The organism is Microbacterium lacus (assembly GCF_002812805.1).
In the GTDB taxonomy this organism is placed as follows: Bacteria; Actinomycetota; Actinomycetes; order Actinomycetales; family Microbacteriaceae; genus Microbacterium; species Microbacterium lacus_A.
The window spans coordinates 181,601-206,538 of sequence record NZ_NMUM01000040.1 but is presented as its reverse complement, the minus strand read 5'-3'; the positions used below and the strand labels follow the sequence as shown (position 1 = coordinate 206,538).

General features: G+C 69.9%; 18 protein-coding genes. 11 read left to right on the top strand and 7 right to left on the bottom strand.

Annotated elements, in window-relative coordinates; all coding sequences use genetic code 11:
* Positions 1-50: 50 nt before the first annotated feature.
* From CGU34_RS14175 to CGU34_RS14155, 5 genes are read left to right on the top strand one after another with little or no spacing between them, the layout of a single operon-like run.
* Complete coding sequence (locus tag CGU34_RS14175; protein WP_232711686.1) at positions 51-932, top strand: urea amidolyase associated protein UAAP1; 882 nt, start codon at positions 51-53, stop codon at positions 930-932.
* Positions 933-945: 13 nt separating this feature from the next.
* A complete protein-coding gene (locus CGU34_RS14170) occupies positions 946-1,638 on the top strand; it encodes an urea amidolyase associated protein UAAP2 (protein WP_100814448.1) in 693 nt (230 codons plus the stop codon).
* 15 nt (positions 1,639-1,653) lie between these two features.
* Complete coding sequence (uca, locus tag CGU34_RS14165) at positions 1,654-5,256, top strand: urea carboxylase (protein WP_100814447.1); 3,603 nt, start codon at positions 1,654-1,656, stop codon at positions 5,254-5,256.
* Positions 5,253-6,959, top strand: coding sequence for an allophanate hydrolase (locus CGU34_RS14160; protein ID WP_198517822.1), 1,707 nt, complete (start codon positions 5,253-5,255; stop codon positions 6,957-6,959). Before uca ends, CGU34_RS14160 begins: the two co-directional genes overlap by 4 nt.
* A 4-nt stretch (positions 6,960-6,963) precedes the next feature.
* Complete coding sequence (locus tag CGU34_RS14155; protein ID WP_100814446.1) at positions 6,964-7,557, top strand: TetR/AcrR family transcriptional regulator; 594 nt, start codon at positions 6,964-6,966, stop codon at positions 7,555-7,557.
* A gap of 36 nt (positions 7,558-7,593) precedes the next feature.
* On the opposite strand, the gene CGU34_RS14150 is transcribed toward CGU34_RS14155, so the two are convergent.
* Positions 7,594-9,129: a sodium:solute symporter family protein gene (locus CGU34_RS14150; RefSeq protein WP_157811331.1), complete on the bottom strand. Its 1,536-nt coding sequence runs from the start codon at positions 9,127-9,129 to the stop codon at positions 7,594-7,596.
* A 225-nt stretch (positions 9,130-9,354) separates the two neighbouring features.
* On the opposite strand from CGU34_RS14150, the gene treZ reads away from it, so the two are divergent.
* Together treZ and CGU34_RS14140 are read left to right on the top strand one after the other, a co-directional pair.
* Positions 9,355-11,097, top strand: coding sequence for a malto-oligosyltrehalose trehalohydrolase (gene treZ / locus CGU34_RS14145; protein WP_100814444.1), 1,743 nt, complete (start codon positions 9,355-9,357; stop codon positions 11,095-11,097).
* A 54-nt stretch (positions 11,098-11,151) separates the two neighbouring features.
* Complete coding sequence (locus CGU34_RS14140) at positions 11,152-11,976, top strand: tryptophan-rich sensory protein (protein ID WP_100814443.1); 825 nt, start codon at positions 11,152-11,154, stop codon at positions 11,974-11,976.
* Between the two features lie 27 nt (positions 11,977-12,003).
* On the opposite strand, the gene CGU34_RS14135 is transcribed toward CGU34_RS14140, so the two are convergent.
* The 3 genes from CGU34_RS14135 to CGU34_RS14125 all read right to left on the bottom strand — a co-directional run bounded on the left by CGU34_RS14135 (position 12,004) and on the right by CGU34_RS14125 (position 14,095).
* Positions 12,004-12,762: a glutamine amidotransferase-related protein gene (locus tag CGU34_RS14135; RefSeq protein ID WP_100814442.1), complete on the bottom strand. Its 759-nt coding sequence runs from the start codon at positions 12,760-12,762 to the stop codon at positions 12,004-12,006.
* 28 nt (positions 12,763-12,790) lie between these two features.
* Positions 12,791-13,465 (bottom strand): LysR family substrate-binding domain-containing protein, encoded by a 675-nt coding sequence (locus CGU34_RS14130; protein WP_198517820.1) that lies wholly within the window; start codon positions 13,463-13,465, stop codon positions 12,791-12,793.
* Positions 13,466-13,687: 222 nt separating this feature from the next.
* The gene (locus CGU34_RS14125) at positions 13,688-14,095 is read right to left on the bottom strand and encodes a transferase (RefSeq protein ID WP_100814440.1); all 408 of its coding nucleotides are present in this window, start codon (positions 14,093-14,095) and stop codon (positions 13,688-13,690) included.
* A gap of 216 nt (positions 14,096-14,311) precedes the next feature.
* On the opposite strand from CGU34_RS14125, the gene CGU34_RS14120 reads away from it, so the two are divergent.
* Positions 14,312-14,974 carry a YitT family protein gene (locus CGU34_RS14120; protein WP_440344741.1) on the top strand — a complete coding sequence of 221 codons (663 nt, stop codon included), beginning with the start codon at positions 14,312-14,314 and terminating at the stop codon, positions 14,972-14,974.
* Between the two features lie 18 nt (positions 14,975-14,992).
* On the opposite strand, the gene CGU34_RS14115 is transcribed toward CGU34_RS14120, so the two are convergent.
* From CGU34_RS14115 to CGU34_RS14105, 3 genes are all read right to left on the bottom strand, one after another.
* The gene (locus tag CGU34_RS14115; protein ID WP_100814526.1) at positions 14,993-15,766 is read right to left on the bottom strand and encodes a DNA-formamidopyrimidine glycosylase family protein; all 774 of its coding nucleotides are present in this window, start codon (positions 15,764-15,766) and stop codon (positions 14,993-14,995) included.
* Complete coding sequence (locus CGU34_RS14110; RefSeq protein WP_100814439.1) at positions 15,759-20,639, bottom strand: Lhr family ATP-dependent helicase; 4,881 nt, start codon at positions 20,637-20,639, stop codon at positions 15,759-15,761. Before CGU34_RS14110 ends, CGU34_RS14115 begins: the two co-directional genes overlap by 8 nt.
* A gap of 62 nt (positions 20,640-20,701) precedes the next feature.
* A complete protein-coding gene (locus CGU34_RS14105) occupies positions 20,702-21,394 on the bottom strand; it encodes an alpha/beta hydrolase (protein ID WP_100814438.1) in 693 nt (230 codons plus the stop codon).
* Between the two features lie 167 nt (positions 21,395-21,561).
* Between CGU34_RS14105 and CGU34_RS14100 the strand changes: the two genes are divergently transcribed.
* The 3 genes from CGU34_RS14100 to CGU34_RS14090 all read left to right on the top strand — a co-directional run bounded on the left by CGU34_RS14100 (position 21,562) and on the right by CGU34_RS14090 (position 24,736).
* Complete coding sequence (locus tag CGU34_RS14100; RefSeq protein ID WP_036300783.1) at positions 21,562-22,227, top strand: NUDIX hydrolase family protein; 666 nt, start codon at positions 21,562-21,564, stop codon at positions 22,225-22,227.
* 16 nt (positions 22,228-22,243) lie between these two features.
* Positions 22,244-23,095: an AlbA family DNA-binding domain-containing protein gene (locus tag CGU34_RS14095; protein ID WP_100814437.1), complete on the top strand. Its 852-nt coding sequence runs from the start codon at positions 22,244-22,246 to the stop codon at positions 23,093-23,095.
* Between the two features lie 294 nt (positions 23,096-23,389).
* Complete coding sequence (locus CGU34_RS14090; RefSeq protein WP_100814436.1) at positions 23,390-24,736, top strand: cell division initiation protein; 1,347 nt, start codon at positions 23,390-23,392, stop codon at positions 24,734-24,736.
* Positions 24,737-24,938 lie beyond the last annotated feature (202 nt).

Below are 24,938 nucleotides of genomic sequence, written 5' to 3'. Positions count from 1 at the left end.
AACGTAGATCTGATTCCATTTCTGTCAGTCGATAGAAATGGGGTCCGATCGTGGCGAGCGACAACACCGGGCTGGACAGCACCGGCCTCGACAATATGGGCCGAAGCGAAGCGCTCGGCAGCGTGGAGCAGGCGCGAGCGGATGCGCGGGCCCGGGCGACGCAGTCGAAGTGGATGCCGTTCGTGCCCGCGAGCACGACTCCCATGCCTCCCGAGGGGATCGACAGGGCGGCGTTGCTGTGGTCCGAAACCGTGGCGCCGGGCGGTTATACGCACCTTCGGGTGGCGCGGGGCACCCGCATCCGTCTGGAGGATCCCGAAGGGGATGCCTCGGCGAGCGTCGTTCTCTTCAACGCCCTGAACACGGGCGAGCGACTGAACGTCGCCGACACCCAGAAGATCCCGTGGCAGGCGTACCTCGGCGCGGAGCATCCGCTGCTCTCGGGTGACGGGCGCGTGCTCGCGACGGTTCTCGAAGACACGTCCGGCCACCACGACGCATTCTGCGGGGCGTCCGGCGACGCCTGGAACGTGTACAAGTACGGCGATGCGACGCCCGAGGGCCCGACGCCGTCGGGTCACGCGCTGCTGCGGATGGCCGGCTCGAAGCACGGGCTCGACCGGCGCGACATCCCCCCGGCTGTGTCGTTCTTCCAGGGCGTGCACGTGCTTGAGGATGGCGCGCTCGACTGGCGCGGGTCTGCGGGTGCGGGCACACACGTCGACCTGTTGGCCGAGCTGCCGCTGATCGTGCTGATCGCCAATGCGCCGCACCCGCGTGATCCGCGGCCCGATTACGTCGCCTCGCCGCTGCGCGTGCACGCCTGGGCCGAGCGAGCGAGCCGGACCGGTGACGCGCACGTCGATGCCACCCCGGAGCGCCAGCGCGCCTACGCCAACTCCATCGCCTACGCCGGCCTCGCCGGGCTCTGAAGGGAACCCCATCATGGCCACAACCGTTCAGACAACCGTCCCGCCGCGTCCGGTCTACGCCGACGGCAGCCCCCTCGACTGGTCCGAGGCATTCGTTCCCGGTGAGAACGTCGTGGACGACGTCATCGCGCCCCGAGCTTCCTGGTCCGCCATCGTGCGAGCGGGTGAGGTCTTCACGCTCGTGGATGTCGGGGGCAACCAGTCCGGCGACTGCCTGATCTTCGCCCTCGACGACACGTCGGAGCGCTACAGCGTGCCCGACACCCTCGCGTGGCAGGGCAACGCCTACGTCGACGTGGGGACGGTGTTGCGCTCGAACCTCGGCGAGCCGCTCATGACGGTCGTCGGCAACGAGATCGACCGCCAGGACACGATCGGCGGAGCGTGCAGCAAGGAGTCCAACACCCTCCGCTACGGCCACCACACCGCCTACCAGCACGCATGCCGCGAGAACTTCCTGTTCGAGGGCGAGAAGTGGGGGCTCGGCGCGCGCGACCTGGTGTCGAACCTGAACTGGTTCATGAACGTCCCGGTCGAGCAGGACGGTGCGCTCGGGATCGTTGATGGGATGTCCGCTCCCGGCCGCCGCGTCGCCTGCCGGGCCGATAAAGACGTCATCATCGTCATCTCGAACTGCCCGCAGATGAACAACCCCTGCAACGACTTCAACGTCACGCCGCTGCGGGCCATCATCACCCGCCCCTGAACCGCTGAGGCTCCGATGTCTTTCGATACCCTGCTCGTCGCGAACCGCGGCGAGATCGCCCGCCGCATCATCCGCTCGGCGAAAGAACTCGGGCTGCGCACCGTCGCCGTCTTCTCGGACGCCGACCGTGCCGCGCCCCACGTGCGCGAGGCCGATATCGCCGTGCGCCTGGGGCCAGCGCCCGCCGCGGAGTCGTACCTGCGCGCCGACGCGATCATCGCCGCGGCGCTAGAGCACGGCGCGGGGGCGATTCATCCGGGCTACGGCTTCCTGTCCGAGAACGTCGAGGCGGCCCGCGCGGCCGAGGCGGCGGGGCTCGTCTGGATCGGCCCGACGCCCGAGCAGATCGAAACGTTCGGGCTGAAGCACACCGCCCGCGCGTATGCCGAGGCCGCGGGGGTCCCGATGCTCGCGGGCACCGGGCTGCTCTCTTCCGCGGAAGAGGCGGTGTCCGAGGCCGAGCGCATCGGCTTGCCCGTCATGCTCAAGGCGACCGGCGGTGGCGGCGGGATCGGGATGCGGGTCTGCTCGAGCGCCGATGAGGTGCGCGAGGGGTACGGGGATGTCGCCGCGATCGCGGCGCGCAGCTTCGGAGCGGGCGGGGTGTTCCTCGAACGCCTGGTCACGCACGCGCGCCATGTGGAGGTGCAGGTCTTCGGTGACGGCGAGGGCCGGGTCGCGGTGTTCGGCGACCGCGACTGCTCGCTGCAGCGCCGCAACCAGAAAGTCATCGAAGAGGCCCCGGCGCCGAACCTCCCTGATGCCGTCCGGCGACAGATGCACGACGCCGCACGCCGGCTCGCGGCATCCGTGAACTATCGCTCCGCGGGCACGGTGGAGTTCATCTACGACCCGGTGCGCGAAGAGGCGGCGTTCCTCGAGGTCAACACGCGACTGCAGGTCGAGCACCCGGTCACCGAGGCCGTGTTCGGCATCGACCTCGTCGCCCTCATGCTCGAGCTCGGCCGCGGGGGCACACTCGACGGCGGCCTGTTCGAGACCGAGCACGTGCCGCGCGGCCACGCCTTCGAGGCTCGCGTGTACGCGGAAGACCCCGCGCGCGGGTTCGCACCGTCACCCGGACTCGTCACGAACGCATCGTTCCCGGAGGGCGACGGCATCCGCGTTGATGCCTGGATCGAGACCGGGCTCGAGGTCACCTCCGACTACGACCCCATGCTCGCGAAGGTCATCGTGCACGCCGCCGACCGCGACGCGGCGCTCGACCTGCTCGGCGACGCCCTCGCCGAGACCCGCATCGACGGCATCGTCACGGGGATCGGGATGCTCGAGGCCCTGTGCCACGATCCCGTCGTGCGCGCCATGGCACACGATACGGGCACGCTCGGCGACCCGGACGACCCGCGTCCGCGCATTGACGTGCTGGCCCCGGGCCTGATGACGACCGTGCAGGATCTGCCCGGTCGCATCGGGCTTTGGAACGTGGGCGTGCCGCCGTCGGGACCCATGGATCCGGTGTCTTTCCGCGAGGCGAACCTCGCCGCGGGGAACGATGCGGATGCCCCGGCGCTCGAGATCACGATGTCCGGCCCGCGCCTGCGATTCTCGGCGCCGACCATCGTGTGTGTGACGGGCGCCGAGGCTCCCGTCACCGTCGACGGCCGCGCGGTCGCGGCGTGGGAGCCGTTCGAGGTTCCCGCCGGCGGAGTCGTGGCGGTCGGGGCGACGACCCTCGGCATGCGCTCCTACCTTGCCGTGCGCGGCGGGTTCGACGTGCCGTCGTACCTCGGCAGCGCCTCGACGTTCACGCTCGGCGGGTTCGGGGGCCACGGAGGTCGCTCGTTGATAGCCGGGGACGTCCTGCGGCCGGGGGCGGGCGAGGGCATCGCCGCTCCGATGGCGACTCCGCTCGAGCGGCGCCCCCGCCTGACACACGAATGGGTCATCGGGGTGCTGGAGGGGCCGCACGCGGCGCCCGAATTCTTCACCCGCGAAGACATCGACGAGCTGTATCGGGCGGTCTATGAGGTGGACGTGCAGTCGGCGCGCACGGGCGTGCGACTGCGGGGCCCGAAGCCCCAGTGGGCGCGCGAGGACGGCGGCGAGGCGGGCCTGCATCCCTCCAACATCCACGACACCCCGTACGCCGTCGGGGCGCTCGACTTCACGGGCGACACCCCGATCATCCTCGGGCTCGACGGCCCGAGCCTCGGGGGATTCGTCTGCCCCGCCGTCGTCGCCAGCGGCGAGTTCTGGAAGGTCGGGCAGCTGCGCCCGGGCGACACGGTCCGCTTCGCCGCCATCCGTGAGGAAGACGCGCTCGTGTTCGCGGCGCCGCTCGTCGCGGGGAGGGGTGCAGGCGGCGGAGACAGCGACGGTGACGGTGATGACGGCATCCTCGCCCGGCGCGCCGCGATCACCGAGGGCGACGACCTGCTCGCACCGGCCGTGACCTACCGGCGTGACGGCGACGCCCACATCCTCGTCGAGTACGGCGACAACGTGCTCGATCTGGGGCTCCGGATGCGGGTGCACGCCCTCGAAGAGGCCGTGCTGGCTCGCGGCATAGCGGGCGTGCGGGACGTCACCCCCGGCATCCGTTCGCTGCAGATCCAGACCGATCCGGCGGTGCTCCGCGCATCGCAGCTGCTCGGTGAACTGCAGTCCATCGAGGCCGCACTGCCGGCGACCCGCGAGCTGACGGTGCCCTCGCGCATCGTCCATCTGCCGCTGTCGTGGGATGACCCGGCGACGCAGCTGGCGATCGACCGGTACATGTCGAGCGTGCGCGACGACGCCCCCTGGACGCCCTCGAACATCGAGTTCATCCGGCGTGTCAACGGCCTCGACAGCGTTGACGACGTCAAGCGCATCGTCTTCGAGGCCGACTACCTCGTGCTGGGCCTCGGCGATGTCTACCTGGGTGCGCCCGTCGCCACCCCCGTCGATCCGCGCCACCGACTCGTGACGACGAAATACAACCCGGCCCGCACCTGGACCGCCGAGAACTCGGTCGGCATCGGCGGGGCCTACATGTGCATCTACGGCATGGAAGGTCCGGGCGGGTACCAGTTCGTGGGACGCACGGTGCAGATCTGGAATCGCTTCCGACGGGGTGGCCTGTTCGATCAGAACCCCTGGGCACTCCGGCCGTTCGACCGCATCAAGTGGTACCCCGTGTCGGCCGAGGAACTGCTCGACCTGCGCGCCGAAGTGGATGCCGGACGCGGCGACTTCCGGACAGAAGAAGGCCGCTTCGCGCTCGCCGAGTACGAGGAGTTCCTCGCGACCGAGGCCGACTCGATCGAGGCTTTCCGCACGACCCAGCAGGCCGCGTTCTCGGCCGAGAAGGATGCGTGGCGCGCCTCGGGCGAGTTCGAGCGCACCTACGACGCACCTCCGGCCCCGGCCGCCGACATCGTCGTGCCCGAGGGATGCGAAGCCGTGACGGCTCCGTTCGCGGCGAGCGTTTGGCGCGTCGACGTCGAGCAGGGTTCCCGCGTTGCGGTCGATGACCGACTCGTCGTTCTGGAGGCGATGAAGATGGAGTCGCCCGTGCTTACCCCGGTGGCCGGGCGCGTCGCCGCCGTCTATGTCGCACCCGGCGAGCGTGTTGCCGCCGGGCAGGTTCTCGCAGCAGTGGAGGTTGAGTCGTGAGTGTCAATGTGAGTGCGGTCGAGAAGGTTCAGCAGGCGTACGAGCGGATCGCGGCTGCCGACCGTCCCGAAGTCTGGATCGCCCTGCGCGAAGAGCCCGAGGTGCTCGCCGAGGCTCGCGACATCGATGCGCGCGTCGCCGCGGGCGAGCGTCTGCCGCTCGCCGGTGTGCTGGTCGCGGTGAAGGACAACATCGATGTCGCGGGTCTTGCGACGACGGCCGGATGTCCCGCCTTCGCGTTTGCGCCAGAGGTCGACGCGCCGTCCGTGGCCCGACTGCGGGCCGCGGGTGCGATCGTGCTCGGCAAGACCAACCTCGACCAGTTCGCCACCGGCCTGGTCGGTACGCGCAGCCCCTATGGCGCCGTCCGCAACGCGTGGCGGCCCGACCGCATCTCGGGTGGGTCGAGCTCGGGATCCGCCGTCGCGGTCGCCCTCAGTTTCGTCGATATCGCCCTCGGAACCGACACCGCCGGCTCCGGGCGCGTACCCGCGGCCTTGAACGGCATCTTCGGCATCAAGCCGACGGTCGGTCTCGTGCCGACGACGGGCGTGGTGCCGGCCTGCTGGTCGATCGATGTCGTCACCGTATTCGCGCGCGACCTCGGTCTCGGTCGCCTCGCCGCCGAGACGATGGAGGGCGCGGACGGGATCGACCCGCTCATCCGGGTCGCCGAAGCTCTGCCGGGGCTCGAGCCCGCGCCCCGCGTCGCGATTCCGACGCCCGAGCACCTCGAAGGATTGGCGCCCGGATGGGTCGAGGCGTTCCGCGGGGTCGTCGATCGGCTCGCGGCATCCGGAGTGGAGATCGTCGAGGTCGACATCGCTCCGCTGCTCGAGGGCGCCGTGCTTCTCTACGGCGGTGCCTTCGTCGCGGAACGGACCGCGGCCGTGGGCGATTTCATCCGCGAGAACGCCGACCTCGTCGGCTCCGACATCGACCCGACGGTCGCGACGATCGTCGGCGGGGGAGAGAAGTTCACCGCGGTTGATGCCTTCCGGGATCGCGAACGCCTGCGTCGCTTGGGGCTCGCGGGGGCGCGCCTGCTCGAGGGCACCGCGGCGCTGCTGACGCCGACGACGACCTGGCACCCCACGCTCACCGAGGTCGCGGCCGACCCGATCGGCGCCAACGCTCGTATGGGGCGGTACACGAACTTCGCCAACCTGCTCGACTATGCCTCGCTCGCCCTGCCCGCGGGCACGGTCGACGGATTCCCGTTCGGGGTCATGCTGACCGCGCCCGCCTTCAGCGACCGCCGCCTGGCCGAGCTGGCGCGGCGGATCGTGGACGCCGAAATCGACATCCTGGTCGTCGGCGCTCACCTCACGGGACAGCCGCTCAATCACCAGTTGACCGCGGCCGGCGGGCGCTTCTCGCGCGCGGTGCGCACCGCAGCGTCGTACCGCCTGCACGCCCTGCCGACGGTGCCACCCAAGCCGGGGCTCCGTCGTGTAGACGAAGGGCGTGTCGAAGCGAGAGGTGCGGCGATCGCGGGCGAGGTCTGGACCCTCCCGGCGCACGGCTTCGGCTCATTCGTCGCCGCGCTGCCCCAGCCCATGACGATCGGCCGCGTCACGCTCGAGGACGGCAGCAGCGTGGCCGGTTTCCTCGCCGAGCCCGTTGCCCTCGAGGGCGCGGCGGACATCAGCGCGTACGGCGGATGGCTGGCCTACCTCCGCCGGGATCAGAGCGCAGAATAGAGGGATGACGACGTCGATGCCGGGCCGTCCGCGCCTCCAGCCGGGCGAGCCCGGCGTCGAATCCCGCCAGCAGCTCGTTGATGCCGCGGCCTCCCTGTTCGCCGAACGGGGGTACGCGGCCACCAGCACACGACGGATCGCCGAGCGAGCCGGCATGCGGCAGGCCAGCATGTACTACTACTTCTCGGGCAAGGAAGAGATCCTGCTCGAGCTGCTGCAGGCATCCATCGATCCCACTCTCGATCGCGCGGCCGAGTACCTGGCCGAGCCGGACGCTCGCCGGGCGCTCTTCGCGCTCGCCCGCGCCGATGTCCAGACACTGCTCGCCGAGCCGCACAACATCGGCACGATGTACCTGTCCCCCGAGATCGCGGGGGAGGCCTTCGCGCCGTTCCGCGCGGCCCGCGACGAGCTGATCCGGATCTACGGCGAGCTGGCAACGCGCATCAGTCCGGACGCAGACGCCCAGTTTCTCGGGACGTGCTGCATCCAGCTGGTCGATGTCGTCGTGCGCTTTCGCCAAGAGGGTGCGGTACCCAAAGACCTGCCCGACCGGATCGCGGCGGCCTGCCTGCGCCTGGTCGAAGACGCAAGCTGAGGCAGACCGCCGCGGGATTCCGCTCGTGCGGAAGGGTCAGGCTCGCACGGGATCCGCCGCCCCGTCCGTCGCGGCGGCCTCGCCCAGGACATCGGCCTGCTCGAGTCGCAGAGCCTCGACGGCGTCGCGCTCGTCCGCGAGTTCGCCCTCGGTGCGCGGCGACAGCCACGTGACGAGGAAGAAGACGGCGAGACTGACGGCGAAGGCGATGAGCGTCGCCCACCCGTCGATGCTCGTGTCAAACAGGGTGTTCGGGATGTAGAAGATGTTGTTCTCGAGCCCGTACAGCGTCGGCTGCACGCCGAGCAGAGCGATCCGCACCACCAATCCGACGGCCGCGGAGATAAACAGCGCGTTGCGGCCGGGACGGTTCCAGAAGATGCCGATGATGAACGGACCGGCGAGGCACGCCAGCATCAGGTCGAAGGCCAGGGTCAGCAGGATCGCGGTCTGGCTGGTCTGGATCGCCAGGAGCGAGCCGATGATGACGACCGGGAACATCGCCACGCGGGTCCAGCGCAGCAGCGGGTCGCGCTCGCTGTCCGCCGGGCGACGCACGCGGAAGATGTTGCGCACCGTCACGGCCGAGGTTGCCAGGATCGCGCCGGACGCGGTCGAGAACGACGCGGCGACGATGCCCGAGAGCACCAGGATCGACAGCAGCGGCGGGGCCCAGCCATCCAGCAGCTGGTAGAGCACCGGTCCGTCGGCGGCGGTAAGACCGAGAGCAGCGGATGCGGTCAGTGCCACGAGCGCGAAGATGATGCCGACACCGGCGGTCAGCGCCGCGGCGCTCAGGCATGCGCGACGCGCGACCTGCGGGTTGCGGGCGCCGAACACACGCTGCATGAAGTCGATCGCGACGATGTCGCCGATGCCGAGGGCGATGAGGGTTGCCCAGTTGATCGGTGCCCCGAATTCGGCGCTGGAGAGCTGCTCGAAGTCGAACGGCCCCATGCCCTCGGGGATGATGATGCCGAAGCTGAAGGCCGTCCAGATCAACAGGGCGACCGAGGCCACGACCGTGATGGTGGTCTGGATGGCGCCCGTGTAGGCGTCCGAGACGAGCCCACCGGCGATCGTGTACGAGAGCACGAGCACGACCGCGATGATGACGCCCCAGGCGTAGGGGATGCGGGCGAACCGCTCCATGAGGTATCCGCAGGCGACCAGGTTTCCGGCGAGCAGGATCGTGAACGCGATGACCATGATGACGCTCGCGAAGACCTCGTTCGTGCGGCCGTAGCGGATGCGGAAGTAGTCGCCGAGGGTGAAGAGCTTCATCGCGTTCAGGGGCTTCGCGAGGAAGAGGCCCACCAGGGTCAGGCAGATCGCCAGGCCGAGTGCGAGAGACGCGCCCGACCAGAACCCGAAGTCGGCCGTCAGGTCGGTGTTGCCGACGGTGGCGTTCGCGTCGACGGCCGCGGCCGTGAGCGACGCCGCCACGAGCGGAACGCCGAGGCGCCGACCGGCGACGAGGAAGTTGGCACTATCGCCGTCTATTCGTCTGGCGACGACGATCCCGACGACGAGAATCACGAGCACGGTCAGTGCGACTCCGAAGATGATCAAGGCGACTCCCTGTGTGAGATCGGTGCGGTGAGAACGTTGCGATGGATGAATGGGTTTCTGTCAGGTGATAGAAACCCATGTTCTCGAGGCAAACCGCCCCGCGATTTTCGGGGATGTATCGATCTCGTGAAATGTCGAGCGGGACGCCGACCCGCAGTCGCTACCGACGGCGCGGGGGCGCGTCAAGAGGTGGGATGATTCCGGCCGGGATGACAGGCTGGGTACATGAGCATCGAGGTGTGGGCACCGAACGCAGGCCAGGTCCAACTCCGTCGGGGGGATGCGAGCGAGCTCGACCTCGAGCGGGTCACGGACGGCTGGTGGTCAGCACCGGTCGACCTCGCCGACGGTGAGGAGTACGGCTTCGTGATCGACGGCGGAGCTCTGCGCCCCGACCCCCGCTCGAAGCGCCAGCCGCACGGTGTGCACGAGGCATCCGCTCACGTCGATCTGACCGATTTCGCGTGGACGGATGACGACTGGACGGGGCGCCAGCTCGCGGGCGGACTGATCTACGAACTGCACATCGGAACCTTCACGCCGGAGGGGACGTTGGATGCCGCGACCGAGCGCTTCCCGCACCTGATCGAACTCGGCGTGACCCACATCGAGCTGCTGCCCGTGAACGGCTTCAACGGCGTGCACAACTGGGGGTACGACGGGGTGCTCTGGTACACCGTCCACGAGGCGTACGGCGGGCCACGCGCCTACCAGCGGTTCGTCGACGCCGCCCACGCCGTCGGGCTCGCGGTCATCCAGGACGTCGTCTACAACCACCTCGGGCCGAGCGGCAACTATCTGCCCGAGTTCGGACCGTACCTGCGCAGCGGTGAACGCAACACCTGGGGCGATTCCATCAACCTCGACGAGCCCGCGGTGCGGTCGTACATCGTCGACAACGCCCTCATGTGGTTGCGCGAATACCACGTCGACGGGCTGCGCCTGGATGCCGTGCACGCGCTGCTCGACAGCGGTGACAAGCACATCCTGCAAGAGCTGGCCGAGGCATCCGACGCCCTTTCGGCGCACCTCGGTCGGCCGCTGACGCTCATCGCCGAGTCGGACATGAACGACCCGAAGCTCATCCTGCCGCGCGAGGCAGGCGGCTACGGACTGACGGCCCAGTGGAGCGACGACTGGCACCACGCCACGCACGTCGCCGTCACCGGCGAGACCGTCGGCTACTACGAGGACTTCGGCGCGCTGGACGCCCTGCCGAAGGTCTGGACCGACGGGTTCTTCCACAACGGCACGTACTCGTCGTTCCGCGAGCGGGAGCACGGCTTCCCGATTCCGGCCGAGGTGCCGACGTGGCGCCTCGTGACATTCGCTCAGGACCACGACCAGATCGGCAACCGTGCCGCCGGCGACCGGCTCTCGCAGTCGCTGTCGTACGGCCGCCTCGCCGTCACCGCCGTGCTGACTCTGACCGCGCCCGGCACACCGATGCTGTTCATGGGCGAAGAGTGGGGCGCCTCGACGCCCTGGCAGTTCTTCACCTCGCACCCCGAGCCCGAGCTCGGCGAGGCGACCGCCAAGGGCCGGCTCGAGGAGTTCACCCGCATGGGCTGGGACGAGTCCGTCGTGCCGAACCCGCAGGACCCCGAGACGTTCACGCGGTCGAAGCTCGACTGGGCCGAGGCATCCGAGGGCGACCACGCGCGTCTGCTGCAGCTCTATCGCGAGTTGGCGGCCCTGCGCAGTGCATGGCCCGAGCTGACCGACCCGTCGTTCGCGGCGCTGCGTGCGGCATCGGCGGAGGGAGCCTCGGGCGACGTCGGGGCACGGGCCTTCGCTCTCGGCCGCGGCGATCTGTCGGTGCTCGTGAACCTCACGGACGAGGCCGTGTCGTGGGATGTCGCGCCCGGCCGCGTCATTCTGCTGACGACCGACGCTACGGCGCTCGTCGCCGACGACGAGGTCGTCGTGCCGCCCGAGGCCGCCGTCGTCGTGGGTCCGGAGCGCTGAGGCGCGGTTGTCAATGCTCCGCCGCCCCGATCCAGCCCGGCATAGGCTGAAGAAATGACCCATCCGGGACGGCCGACCGAGGCCCAGAGCCTCGATCTTGTGCGCCAGATCGTCGTGATCTCTGCGCTCGTGTTCATGCTCATCGCCGCGATGGTGGGAGTCGGAGTTTTCGGGGGCACACCGATCGCCCAGGCTCAGGGCGGCGCGCTCGCCGCGGATGCGACCCTGCTCGCGCCAGCCACCCCCGCGTTCTCGATCTGGTCGGTCATCTACACAGGCCTCGCGGCCTACACGATCTGGCAGGCCCTGCCCGCGCAGCGCGCTTCGGCGCGGCAGCGCTCGATGGGATGGTGGATCGCGCTCAGCATGGTGCTGAACGGGCTCTGGATCGTGACGGTTCAGGTGTTCACACTCTGGGGCACCACGCTGGCGATCTTCGTGCTGCTGGCCGCATTGTGCATCACCTTCCAGCGCGCCGTGGTGACGCGGATGCCTCGCGGCGGCATCACCGACTCGATCCTGGTCGACGGGGTGACCGGCCTGCATCTCGGCTGGGTCGCGGTCGCTTCCGTCGCGAACGTCGCCGCCTGGCTGACCGCCATCGGGCCGACCTACTGGGCCGATCACGCTCACGCCTGGGGTATCGCGGTCATCGTCGTCGTCGCGGTCATCGGTCTCGCGATCGCTTGGGCGAGCGGATGGCGCGTCGCACCCGGCCTTGCGCTGGGGTGGGGACTCGCCTGGATCGCCGTCGCGCGCCTGGCCGACCAGCCGCGCAGCGAAGAGATCGGCATCGCCGCGATCGTGGCGGCTGTCGCGGTCGTCGGCACACCGCTCGCGATCGCGGGGCTCCGGATCCTCCGGCCGCAGGGCGACTGACCGCTCAGAGCGGTGGAGACGCGAGCCTCAGGCCAGGCGCTCCGCAAATGCGCGCACGATGCGCGCGGGCTCGCTGATCGACGCACCGAGCACGCGCGCCGCGATTTCGTCGAAGGCGCGGGCATCGAAGTATCCGTCGTCGCGATAGACGACCATCCGCTCGGTGAAGGCTCGACCCGTCGGTTCGGGATGGAACTGCGTCGCGTACAGGGTGTCGCCGACGCGGTACGCCTGCACGGGACAGACATCGTTCGTGGCGAGAAGTTCGGCGCCCGGCGGCGGCGTGGCCGCACCCTCTTTGTGCGCCGTGAGGGCCGAGAAGCGCGGGGGGAGTATCCCGAAGAGCGGGTCCTGCACGCCCGTCTCGGTGAGCGTGATCGTCGCGGGACCCGTGTCTTCGGGGTAGGCCCGCGTGACTTCGCCACCGAGCATGCGCGTCACAATGCCGATGCCGTAGCAGGTGAACAGCCCCGACGTGACACCGGATGCCGCGGCATCCGCGATCCGTTCGAGGTCCGCCTCCAGGCGGCGCTGCACGTCGGTCTTCGTGCCCGTGGGGTCGGCGACGTTGAACGGGCTGCCGCCCACGAGGAACCCCGCGTACGTGTCGAGAGCGTCGGCCGGCAGCGGTTCGCGCACGAGGTCGTGGGCGTGCAGGCGGTCCTCGTCGAGGTGCGCGGCCTCGCGGAACGAGCGATATTCACCCTCGGCGGCACCGGCCTGGGGGCGCACGCACAGGTACAGCAGTGGTCGGGCGCCATCGGTCCCCGTGCCGGCATAGGTCATGTTGCCCGAGTGTAATCGGCGGGCGCGGTCAACCCCGCGACGAGCGAGCGGTGCGGCCCCGAACGATGCCGACCAGCGCCTCGATCTCGGGGCTCGTGTTCTCGGCGACCCACGCCAGGGCGACGGCGGATGTCGGGGCACCCGCGAGCGGCCGGTGGGTTACGTCGCGGCGGCGGTGTAGGCGCACGAGCGACAGGGGCAGGATTACGATCCCCACGCCGGCGGCGACGGTCTCCAACGCGTCCGCGGTCGTCGCGAGTTGCGGCCCGCGAGCCGGGACGACGCCGGGAATGTCGAGCGGACCCAGCACATCGTCCGCGGGGACGAACAGGATCTCGCCGGCGAGGTCGTCGAACGCCAGCTCTTCCGCGGCTCCGAGCGACGAATCGGTGCCGAACGCGACGACCGTGGTCTCTTCGTAGAGCGGAATGACGTGCAATCCCTCGCGCTGGACCGGGAGACGGACTAGGGCCGCATCGACCTCGTGGGCACGGAGCGCCCGCTCCTGATTCGCCGCCTCGGTCGGAACGAGTTCGAAAGGTACGTCGGGCAGGCGTTCCCGCCAACGATCGACCCAGATTCCGGGTGCTGCACCCGGGAACACGCCCAGCCGCAGCGGCCCGACCAGAACGGGACCGGGCGGTTCTTCGACAGAAGGCGCGGGTTTCGAGCGTGCCGCCTTCTTCGGAGTCGCGGGGCGCATGGATGCCGCACGCACAGGACGGCGCGGGCGTCTCGGAGCCCCACCACCCTTAACCATCCGGCCAGCGTAGCCCGCGCTCGCGTGGCTTACGCCGCCAAGCGCAGTCCGCGCTTGCGTGGCTTACGCCGCCAAGCGCAGTCCGCGCTCGCGTGGCTTACGCCGCCAAGCGCAGTCCGCGCTCGCGTGGCTTACGCCGCCAAGCGCAGTCCGCGCTCGCGTGGCTTACGCCGCCAAGCGCAGTCCGCGCTTGTCGGTGGCAACGATCTGGCCGTTCGCGACGATTTCGTCGTCGCGAATCTTGGCGCCGCCCGCGACCCGTGCGCGATCGCCCACGGACGCGCGGACGCCGATGCGTGCACCGGAACCGATCGCTGCACCCGCGCCGATGTGCGCGTGCTCCTCGATGACGGCGTCCGGCCCGATGACGGCGTCCGCCTCGATCCACGCGCCACGCAGCACACGAGCTCCGGCGGCAACCTGCGCCCCGGGTTCGACATATGCGCCCGCCTCGATCAGCGCGCTCGCGTGCACCTTCGCGCCGTGCGCGATCAGGCCGCGACCATTGACGTGCTTGCGGTAACGCAGGGTTTCTCCGTTATCGCGTTCGATGTCCACGTAGTTCTTGCCCACGATTCCCTCCTACGGCGGTATGTAAAGCCGAAGTCACCGGTTGTAACTCATTCGTAGGCATGGGTATTCCCGATGGGTCGTTCGTGAACTTCTTTTGCGTGAAAGTCCCCGTTCGGTTCCGCGAGGGTGCCGTTCTCGGAGGACGCCGAGTTTGCGAAGATGAGTGCGGACGGATGACCCCTCCTGTCCAGACCCACGAACCTCACGAAGGACCCCGTGACACACGCACACGACATCCGCTCTGATGGCACCGCTGCTCCGACCGACCCGGTCTTCGGCGATCCGGCCCTGGCGCACACCGTGCCCGAAGACATCCTGGGATTGCTGACGGGAACGTTCACCGCGTCGCTCGGGCTTCACCTGCTGCAGGCCAGTGGAGCGGTCACGGGTGGTACCGCCGGCGTTGCCCTGCTGCTCGACTACGCGACCACGCTGCCCTTCTGGGCGCTCTTCGCGATCGTGAATCTTCCGTTCGCCGTGCTCGCGCTCTGGAAAAAGGGGCTGGACTTCACGGTGCGGACAGCCGTGGCGATCGGTCTCGTCTCCGCCTTCTCCGTGCTCCACAACCTGGCGTTCCCGATCCCGCAGATCGATCCCGTCTACGGCACCTTCGGGGGCAATCTGCTCGTGGGGATCGGACTTCTCATCCTCTTCCGGCATCGCGCGAGCCTCGGCGGCATTACGATCATCGCGCTGATCGTCCAGGAGCGGTGGGGCTTCCGCGCGGGCTGGGTGCAGATGATCTTCGATGTCGCGATCATCGTCGCGGCTCTCTGGGTCGTGCCCTGGCCGCTCGTGCTGCTTTCGGCCGCGGGGGCGGTGCTGCTCAGCCTGGTGCTCGCGCTCAACCACCGGCCGGGCCGCTACGTCGGCCACTGATAGGCGTGAGGTTTCTGGTCAGCGCTGGCAGTTCGGACACCAGAACACGTTGCGCTCGGACGTCGCCGTAGCGCCGAGCGAGCCTTCCCGGATCGCCGTTCCGCACCGCCGACAGGGCCGCCGTGCCCGCCCGTACACCCACGTCGTGCGGCCCGCTCGGGCATCGCCCGTGAACGTGCGTGGGGTGCGGTCGCGGTTGGCGCGGAGCATCCGTGCCCCCACATCGATCACCGCGGCGGTGTCTACCTCGGTCGCCGGACGCGAGGGCAGGATGCCTCGGACGAACAGAATCTCGTTCGCGTATTCGTTGCCGAAGCCCGCCACGGTGCGCTGGTCGAGCAGCGCCACGTGTATCGGTCGCGGGTCGGTCGCGAGCACCCGCGCGGCCTCGACCGGATCCCAGTCGTCGGCGAGCGGGTCGGGACCCAGGTGCCCGACGACGCGCTCCTCATCGGTCGTGGGCAGCACCTCGACCATAGAGAGATCGAACCCCACGGCATCCCAGTCCGCGGTCCCGACGATCGCGCGCGCCTTGAATGCCGGCTTTCGCCACTTCTCGCCCCGCCGGTAGACGTGCCACTCGCCCTCCATCTTGAGGTGCGAGTGCAGCGAGAAGTCTCCGATCCGGTGCAACAGGTGTTTGCCGCGCGGAACGACGTCATGCACGGTCTCGCCCCGCAGATCGGCTGTCGCACTGCCGGGGACGCGGATGTCGAACCGCGTCACGACCGAACCCGCGAGAGCCTCGGACAGCCGTCGCGCGGCGCGGAAGACGGTGTCGCCCTCAGGCACGAGCGCCCGCTCGAATCGCATCTCCCGCCGTCGTCCGCCGCAGCGTCAGGCCGCGCGGCGACTCGACGAACCCCGCCTCGCGGAGGGCGCGAGCGGTTGAAGTGCCGTAGACGAAAGCGCCGTTGACCTGCTCGACCGTGAGTGTGTCGAGGCGTCGTGCCCGTGCGGTCGTCGCCAGGTCGAGGGCGGCCGCCGCGAGCACGTCATCGTCCTCCGTGAAGACGAGCGCGCTCTTGCCGCCCCGTTCGAGGTACACGGCCAGGGCCCCATCGACCAGCACGACGATGCCGCCGGCCTTGCGTCCCGGGCGGTGGGTGACGCCGTCGATCACGGGCCACGGGAGGGCCGCGCCGTAGGGGTTCGCGGGGTCGGTCGCGGCGAGAGTGACGGCACGCAGGGGGGCGGGATCGGGCAGGGCCGCGAACTCGCGCAGTCGGTCGATCGTGGCGGATGCCGCGAACTGTGCCGCCCCCAACCCTTCGATGAGATACCCCCGGCGGCAGTGACCGGCCTGTTCGAAGCCGGCGAGCACCCGATAAGCCTGGGCGAAACCGCCGGGCATGCCCTCGGCCTGGACCGACCCGCGCGTGACGACGCCGTAGCGATCGAGCAGCAGTGCCGCGGATGCCGTTGCCCGCGCCGAAGCATCCGACTCCGGTTCGGGCAACAGCGACCAGCGTCCGCCCACACCGGTCGGGCGCGGGGGAGCGGCCGGGCGGGGCAGGGCGGCGCCGCGGAAGAGACGGGCACGGGGTGGGCGCCGCGTCGTGCGGTGGGCCTGCGATCCACCGGCCGTCAGGGCCCGGAGCGGCGCGAACGTGTCGTTCGTGACATGACCCGACCAGGTCAGGCGCCAGAGGGCGTCTGTCACGGATTGCTCGTTCTCGGCACCGGCCGCATCGCGCAGCTGAGAGGCGAAGTAGGCGCCCCCGACGGCCAAGGCATCGAGCACACGTCGATCGAGCGAGTCTGCGGCGGGTTCGTCCTCGGGCGGGGCCAGCGTGTACGGCGCGGCGTCCGCGGGGTGCAGAGCCACCCATCCGTCGCGTCCGGGCAGCGAGCCCTGGCCGGACCAGATGACCTCGCCGGCCGCCGTCAACTCGTCGAGCAGCCCGGGGTGATAGTCCGACACGCGGGAGGGCAGCACGAGAGACTCCCACGCGCTCGCCGGCAGCGGCACGCCCGCGAGCTGATCGATCGCCGCGACCACGCCGTCGATCCCGGACAGCGGCCGGGCGACGTGCTGCCACACCGGCAGGAACCGCGCGAACGCCTCGGGCGGCACGGGCTCGACGCTGCCGCGAATGGCCGCGAGCGAGCGCATGCGCAGGCGGCGCAGCACCTCGGCGTCGCACCACTCCGTTTCATCCCGTCGGTCCACTCCTGCGGGGAGGAAGAATCCGCTCGTCAGGCGCCCCTGCGACTCCAGGCGCAGGAGCGTATGACGTGCCACGGCGGGACCGATCCCGAGCCGTTCGGCGAGCGCATCCACGGTGAACGGGGCGTGCGTGCGTGCGTACCGAGCGACGAGATCGCCGAGCGGGTCCTCGGTCGGCTCGAGGAACGCCAGCGGGATTCCGACGGGCAACGCCGCACCGAGCGCGTCGCGTAGGCGACCGGCGTCCTCGATCGCGGCGACGCGGTGCGTGCCGCCGATCGTGATGGGGATCGCGCGCCGGGCGTCGACGAGTGCGGTCAGGAGAGCGGATGCCTCCGCCGCCGTCGCGTCGGGCAGCGCCGGTGCCGCATCCTCCGCGGGTGCATCCGCATCGGGGTCGGCGGGATCCGCCCGCAGTGCGCGCACGACCGAGCCGTCGACATCGGCCGGGATGAGGCGCGCGGCGACCTCGGCGGCGTCCAGGGGCCCGAGCATCCGCAGCAGATCCGCGACGCCCTCGATGCCGTTCACGCGGCGGGTGGGATCGAGTCGCTGCGCCTCGCGCTCGAATTGCGCGATGACGTCGGGGTCGAGCAGCTCGCGCATCTCGATCCGACCGAGCAGCTCCGAGAGCAGGGCGGGATCGACCGACAGCGCGGCAGCGCGGCGTTCGGCGAGAGGCGAGTCGCCCTCGTACATGAACGCTCCGACATATCCGAACAGCAGGTCGCGTGCGAACGGCGAGGGCTGGGTCGTCGTCGTCTCGATCAGGCGGATGCGGCGCTCGGCGATCCCACGCGCGAGCCTAAGGAGCGCGGGCAGGTCGTAGACGTCCTGCAGGACCTCTCTCAGCGTCTCGAGGATGATCGGGAACGTCGGGTGCCGCCGCGCGACCTCGAGCAGCTGCGCCGATCGCTGGCGCTGCTGCCAGAGAGGGCTGCGCTTGTTCGGGTTGACGCGCGGCATCAGCAACGCGCGGGCCGCGCACTCACGGAATCGTGAGGCGAAGAGGGCAGAACCGCCGACCTCGTCCGTGACGATCTGTTCGAGTTCGTCGGCCTCGAAGACGAAGAGCTCCGCACCCGGCGGCTCGGCCGCGGCATCCGGAACCCGCGCGATGATGCCGTCGTCGCTCGCGACGGCGGATCCCTCGACGCCGAGGCGTTCGCGGATGCGCGCGTTGACGGCGAGTGCCCAGGGCGCGTGAACACTCATGCCGTACGGGGAATGCAGGATGATGCGCCAGTCGCCCACCTCGTCGCGCCCGCGCTCGACCGTGAAGGTTGTGTCGGTCGGGAGCGTGCCGGTCGCCTCGCGCTGCTCCGCGAGGTAGGCCAGCAGGTTGTCGCTCGCGCGCTCGTCGAGACCCCCGTCGCGGAGCCGCTCGCGGGCCGCGTCGGGTGTCGCCTCGGACAGGTCTTTTGAGAACTTTCCGAGCGCCTCGCCGAGTTCGGCGGGGCGTCCCAGCCCATCACCATGCCAGAACGGCAGCTTGCCCGGCTGCCCGAAGGCCGGCACGACATTGACCCGATCGTGAGTGATCTCGACGATCCGCCAGCTCGTCGTGCCAAGGGTGAAGACGTCGTTGACGCGCGACTCGTAGACCATCTCTTCGTCGAGCTCGCCGACGCGACCGCCCCGTGATTCACCCGCGACGAAGACGCCGAACAGACCGCGGTCCGGGATCGTCCCGCCGCTCGTCACCGCGAGGCGCTGAGCGCCGGGGCGCCCCGTCAGTGTGCCGGCGTCGCGGTCCCAAACCACGCGAGGCCGGAGTTCGGCGAACTCGTCCGAGGGGTAGCGGCCGGCTAACAGGTCGAGTGTGGCCTCGTAGGCCGATCGCGGCAGCGTGCGGAACGGGGCGCTCTTGCGCACCGACTCGTACCAGTCCTCGACGTTGATCGCCCCGAGCGCGCACGCCGCGACGGTTTGCTGCGCCAGGATGTCGAGCGGATTCTGCGGCACCGAGATCGACTCGATGCGTCCGGCCAGCATCCGCTCGGTGACGATCGCCGTGTGCAGGACGTCGGCGCGGTGCTTGGGGAACAGGAACGCGCGGCTGACCTCGCCGACCTGATGCCCGGCGCGCCCGATCCGCTGCAGCCCGCTCGCGGCCGATGGCGGCGACTCGACCTGGATGACGAGGTCGACCGCGCCCATGTCGATACCGAGCTCGAGGCTGCTGGTCGCGACGACGCACCGCAGACGACCGGCCTTCAGCTCTTCTTCGACCTGAGCGCGCTGCTCCTTCGACACCGAACCGTGGTGCGCGCGGGCGAGCACCGGATCGGCGCCGGCGGTCGAGCCCGCCTGAGCCATCACGGCTGCGGGCACGGCGGGGTCGGGGAGTTCGAGCCCGAGCCTCTCGGCGTAGATCTCGTTGAGCCGACCGGTCAGGCGCTCGGCCAGTCGGCGGGAGTTCGAGAAGACGATGGTCGAGCGGTTCTCGAGGATGCGGTCGACGATCGCCTCTTCGACGTGCGGCCAGACCGACCCCGTCATCTCGGTCGCTTCGGGGCGCAGGCGGCTGTCGGCGTTGTACCAGTCCGGTCCGTCGCCGTCGCCGTCGCCGGCATCGCCGCCGTTGCCGGTGTCGTCGGTGCCACGGCTGTCCGGATCCCGGGCGTTGGCGGAACCCGAACCATCCGTTCCGCCATCCGGACCGCCCGACCCACTCCCACCCGAGCCCGGCGCGCCCGAACCGGGCGGGGGTGGGGGATTGAGCATGTCGTCGATCGGCACGGTCACGCGCAGATCGAAGGTCTTCGATGCGGGGGGCGCCACGATGTCGACGGGCGCCGCGCCGCCGAGGAACCGAGCGACCTCGTCGATCGGGCGGACGGTCGCCGACAGCCCGATGCGCTGCGCCGGATGCTCGAGCATGGCGTCGAGTCGCTCGAGGCTGACCGCCAGGTGCGCTCCGCGTTTGGTGGCCGCGACGGCGTGAACCTCGTCGACGATGACAGTGTGCACGCCCCGCAGCGTCTCGCCCGCCTGGCTCGTGAGCATCAGGTAGAGCGATTCGGGGGTGGTGATCAGGATGTCGGGCGGATCCTGCACCAGTCGTCGCCGCTCGTTCGACGGCGTATCGCCCGAGCGCACGCCGACCGTGACGTCGGGCAGAGCGATGCCCAGCCGACGTGCCGACTGGGCGATGCCCACGAGCGGCGAACGCAGGTTGCGCTCCACGTCGACGCCCAGCGCCTTCAGCGGAGAGATGTAGAGGATGCCCGTGGTCGGCTGCGGGGCATCCGCCCGTTTTCTCCGCCCGCCCGCGCGGGGCTCCGCCTCGAGTGGCTTCTCGCGGAAGACCCGGTCGATCGCCCAGAGGAAGGCGGACAGGGTCTTGCCCGAGCCGGTCGGCGCGACGACGAGCGCGTGCCGCCCGGCAGAGATCGCATCCCACGCGCCGACCTGCGCGGGAGTGGGCTCGAGGAAGGCGCCACGAAACCAGTCCTGCGTGGCAGGACCGAATTTCGCCCAGACATCGGCCATCTGTCCATCTTCGTCCCCCGCACCGACATCGGCTCGGGTCTTGCGCTGGCCGCGGGGGAGGGTCAGGTCGAGAGCTGCTTCAGGCGCGCCTCGAGAAAGGCCGTCACGTCGTCCAGCTCGGTCTGCGAGACGCTGTGCGTCAGGCCGGGGTAGACCGATCCGCTGAGGGTGCTGTGCTCGGGTAGCCAGGCGGTCGTCTGCGCGATGAGCGGTTCGGGGATGACGTCGTCATGTGTTCCGCGGCCCCAGAACACCGGGGGCTTGGTGACGGCGAGTACCTCGTCGCCGGGAAGCGCTCCGGCGCTGGCGTAGCCGCTGAGGTTGACCGCGAAGGCGAACCGTTCCGGCTGCAGTCGCAGCGCCTGCAGGGCTATGGCCGCGCCCTGGGAGAACCCGAGAAGGCCGATCGATGTCGCCCCGGCCGCGTGCTCGTCGAGCCAGGCGCAGAGTCGCTCGGCCGCCCGCGTGACGGTCGCGGAGTCTCGGCCGTTCAGGCCGTCGAGGGGGTACCACGAGTACCCGGGAGCCGGCCACGGCGGGGTCAGGGGAGCGCGGGGCGCCGCGAAGACGAAGGCGGGCGGCAGATGCGGCACCAGACCAAAAAGGTCGCGTTCATCCGAGCCGTAGCCGTGCAGCAGCACCAGCAGCGGACGCCCGGCCGGAGCATCCGACCAGAGCGCCGCATCGGCATCGAGGTGCGGCGGTTCGAGCGAAGGCGTGGTGGACGGCTCGGGCGACGGCGACTCGGGCGACATGCCCCCATCCTCGCAAACCCCGCCGACACCACGAGAGCGGACATCTCGGAGGAACGTAGTGACCCACGGGACTGAAGGGGCGCCGCAGGTGTCACATCCGACACATCCGTCCCACCGTTCCTCTCGCATGTACGGGGTCGCGCGGACGGCTGAGGTATACAAGAGACATGCCGGTGCGCACACCTGACCCCGATCCCTCCGAAGACGACGGCCCCGAGGGGCCCGATCGGCTGAGCGGCATGGGAGCGTCGTTCGGACGCTCGAGCGATCCGCGCGACGACGGTTCGTTCGGATCGCCGACGACGGGAAGCGCGGCGAATCCCGGCTGGCTGAGCGAGGTCGAGCTCGCCGAGGCACGGCGCCGGCTGCCGATGCTCTATGTCGAGGCCGTGCCCGTGCGGACGGATGGCGTGGGCTCCGTGACCGAGGTTGGCATCCTGCTGCGCGCCACACCGGTCGGCGAGATCACCCGTTCGCTCGTCAGTGGCCGTGTACGGCATGGCGAGACGGTGCGGGACGCGCTTTTCCGCCACCTCGAGAACGACCTCGGCCCGATGGCCTTCCCCCTGCTGCCTCCTCAGGTGACGCCCTTCACGGTCGCCGAGTACCTGCCGATACCCGGTGTCACCGCGTTCCACGATGATCGTCAGCACGCGGTGTCGCTCGCCTTCGTCGTGCCCGTGACCGGGACGTGCGAGCCCCGCCAGGATGCGCTCGAGGTCACGTGGATGTCGCCAGAAGAGGCCGCGTCCGACGCGCTCGCCGCCGAGATGGAAGGTGGTCGCGGCACGCTCGTCCGCCTGGCGCTGGCGAGCGTCGGCGCCCTGCGCTGAGTCGGGCCCACAGCGGATGCCTGCAAGTCCCCTCCTCGTCGAGTTCGCGATCGCCCTGCCCATCGCGCTCGCCTTCGCTTACGCGGTCGCGTGGGTCGTGCGTCGGCTGTTCGGTCGTCGACTGCGCCTAGGCCTGACGACGATGGCCGTGATCTCGCTGCTCGGCATCAGCGTCGGGCTCCTCCTGGCGGGACTGCTCTTCTACGGTCAGTACCTGTGGATGCCGACGACCCTCCTGCTCGCCTTCGGGTCGAGCATCGGGCTCACGTTCGTCGCGGCGTCGATTGCCGCGTTCATCCGCCCGAACTACGGCGACGTCGATGTGGCGGCTCTGCTCGTTGCGGGCGAATCCGACCACGTGGAGTTCAAAGAGACCGCACGATGGAACGTCCGCGAGCACAAGAAGGACCCGCGGATGGAGCTCGCGATCGCGAAGACCGTCGCCGCCTTCTTGAACAGCAATGGCGGGGTTCTCGTGATCGGTGCGAGCGATGACGGTGTCGTGCGGGGCCTGGAACGGGACCTTTCGACCCTTCGCACACCCGACCACGACCGGTTCGAGCTCTGGCTGCGCGACCTGCTCTCGACTCTCGTGGGGCGCAACGCCGCTGCGCTGCCGCACATCCAGTTCGCGGCGCTCGCGGATGCGGGCACGGTGTGCGCCCTCAACTGCCCGCCGTCGCCGAAGCCGGTCTTCTTGACCGCGCCACGCGACGGGGGACCCTCCACCGACCTGTGGGTGCGCGTCGGCAACTCCACCCGCGCGCTGGGTGTGGACGAAGCGGTCGAGTATGTCTCACGCCATTGGCGACCGACACTCGCGTCGCTCGTGACGGGCCGTCCGGCCGGGCCTACTTCCGGGCGCTGACACGCGGCAGGGGCGGCCTCAGAACAAGGCTGTGAATGACGTCGCCTGCGCGATAGCTCGTAGCGGTATTGTTCGTCGTGATCGGGCGGCACCCGCTACGCAACACCCGATCGTCGTCATCCGTCCGCGGGCGACGACGTACCCCGCACCTCTCCCGCACAACCCGGCGCGGCGCGGCGTGGGCCGCGTCCTCGCGCGGACGGGAACGCGCGTGCGTGGCGGGAAGATCGGCGACGGTGCCTCCGGATTGTCTGGAGAACAGACCGTCGCGGAGCAGAGAGACGGGGACGCGACATGACCACGCAGAACACGGGCAACGAGCAGCCGGATGCGGCGGCGTCGGCCTTTGACGAGCTGATCGGCGGAGCGGGCGACGCGGGCGATTCCCTCTCGTTCACGACGGCTTTCCGGGGTTACGAGAAGCACGAGGTCGATGCGGCGGTGGCGACCCTGTCGTCCCGTCTGCAGGAACGCGGTGATCGCGTCTCGGCGCTCGAGGCGCGCATCCGGCGCGGAGAGAAGGCCGCGACGACCCGCAGCCGTGAGCTGACGCAGGCCCGGCAGTCGATCGAGAAGCTTGAGGCCGACCTGCGCGAGGCACAGACGAGGGCCGCGGATGTCGAGCAGCAGGTGCAGGCGCTGACCGAAGAGCTCGTCGGTGCGACATCCGAAGCATCCGAGGGTCGTCAGCAGTTCGAAGAGATCCTGCGCGTCGCCGAGGGGCAGGCGAGCGTGCTCATCAAGAACGCGACCGTGCAGACCGAGCGCCTGCTCGAGTCGGCGCGCGAAGAGATTCGGACGCGCAGGCGTGAAGCGGAGGCGGATGCCGAGGCGATCCGTTCGCAGGCGGAGAGCGACGCCCAGCAGGCGCGCCTGCGCATCGAGACCGAGCTGACCGCGCACGAGGCGATGCTCGAGCGCGAGCGTGCACACGCCGCCGAGAAGGTTTCGCAGGCCGAGCAGGAGGCCGCCGCGATCCGCACCGAGGCGGAGAAGGGTGCCGCCGCGTTGCGGGCGCTCGTCTCGCGCGAGACGGCTCAGGACCGCGCGGATGCCGAGGCCGCCGTCCGCGAGATGCGGGCACGCGTGCTCGAGTTCGAGGAATCGCTGACGCGGCGCCAGGATGACGCGCAGCAGGAGTTCCTCGTACTGCACAACCAGGCTGTCGCCCATGCCGAGCGCATCACGCAGGACGCGAACGAGCAGGTCGCCGCATCGCTGGAGCACGCGAAGCGCATCTCGGCCAAGGCGGAGGACTACGAGCGCCTCGCGCGCGCCCAGGCCGCGCAGATCGAGGCCGACGCCAATGTGCGCGCGAACGAACAGCTCGATCGGGCGCGCGACAAGGCGCAGCGCATCATCGATCTGGTCACGACCCACTCGACCGGGGTCATGCGCGACGCCGAGGACCGTACGCGCCAGCTCCGCTGGCAGCAGCACGAGATGTCGAGCTTCATGGCTGGCGTCAAGGAGCTCATCCGCGGCGAGGTGCCGCTGGACGACGAGGATGAGGACAAGGATGCCTCGGCCGGCGAAGCGGGTACTGACGAGAACGACACAGATGCTGACGAGAACGACGCGGCAGAGCGCGATCTCGAAGTCGAGGGGGACGACGAGCACGCATCCGTGGCGCGGGCGTAGCGGACTCGCCGAAGCACCCACGCCGCCAACCGAGCCGCGCGCCGTAGCTTCAAGCATGGGCTCCGAGCGACTGGCATGGCGGCGCTACGGTTTGACGTTTTTCCTCGTCGTCGTGTCGTGTCGTGCCTGATCCTGGGCACGTTATTGGCGATTGTTTCGTATCTCGCCGCGAATGAATGGTCGTCTCCCGGGGCTCGAGGTT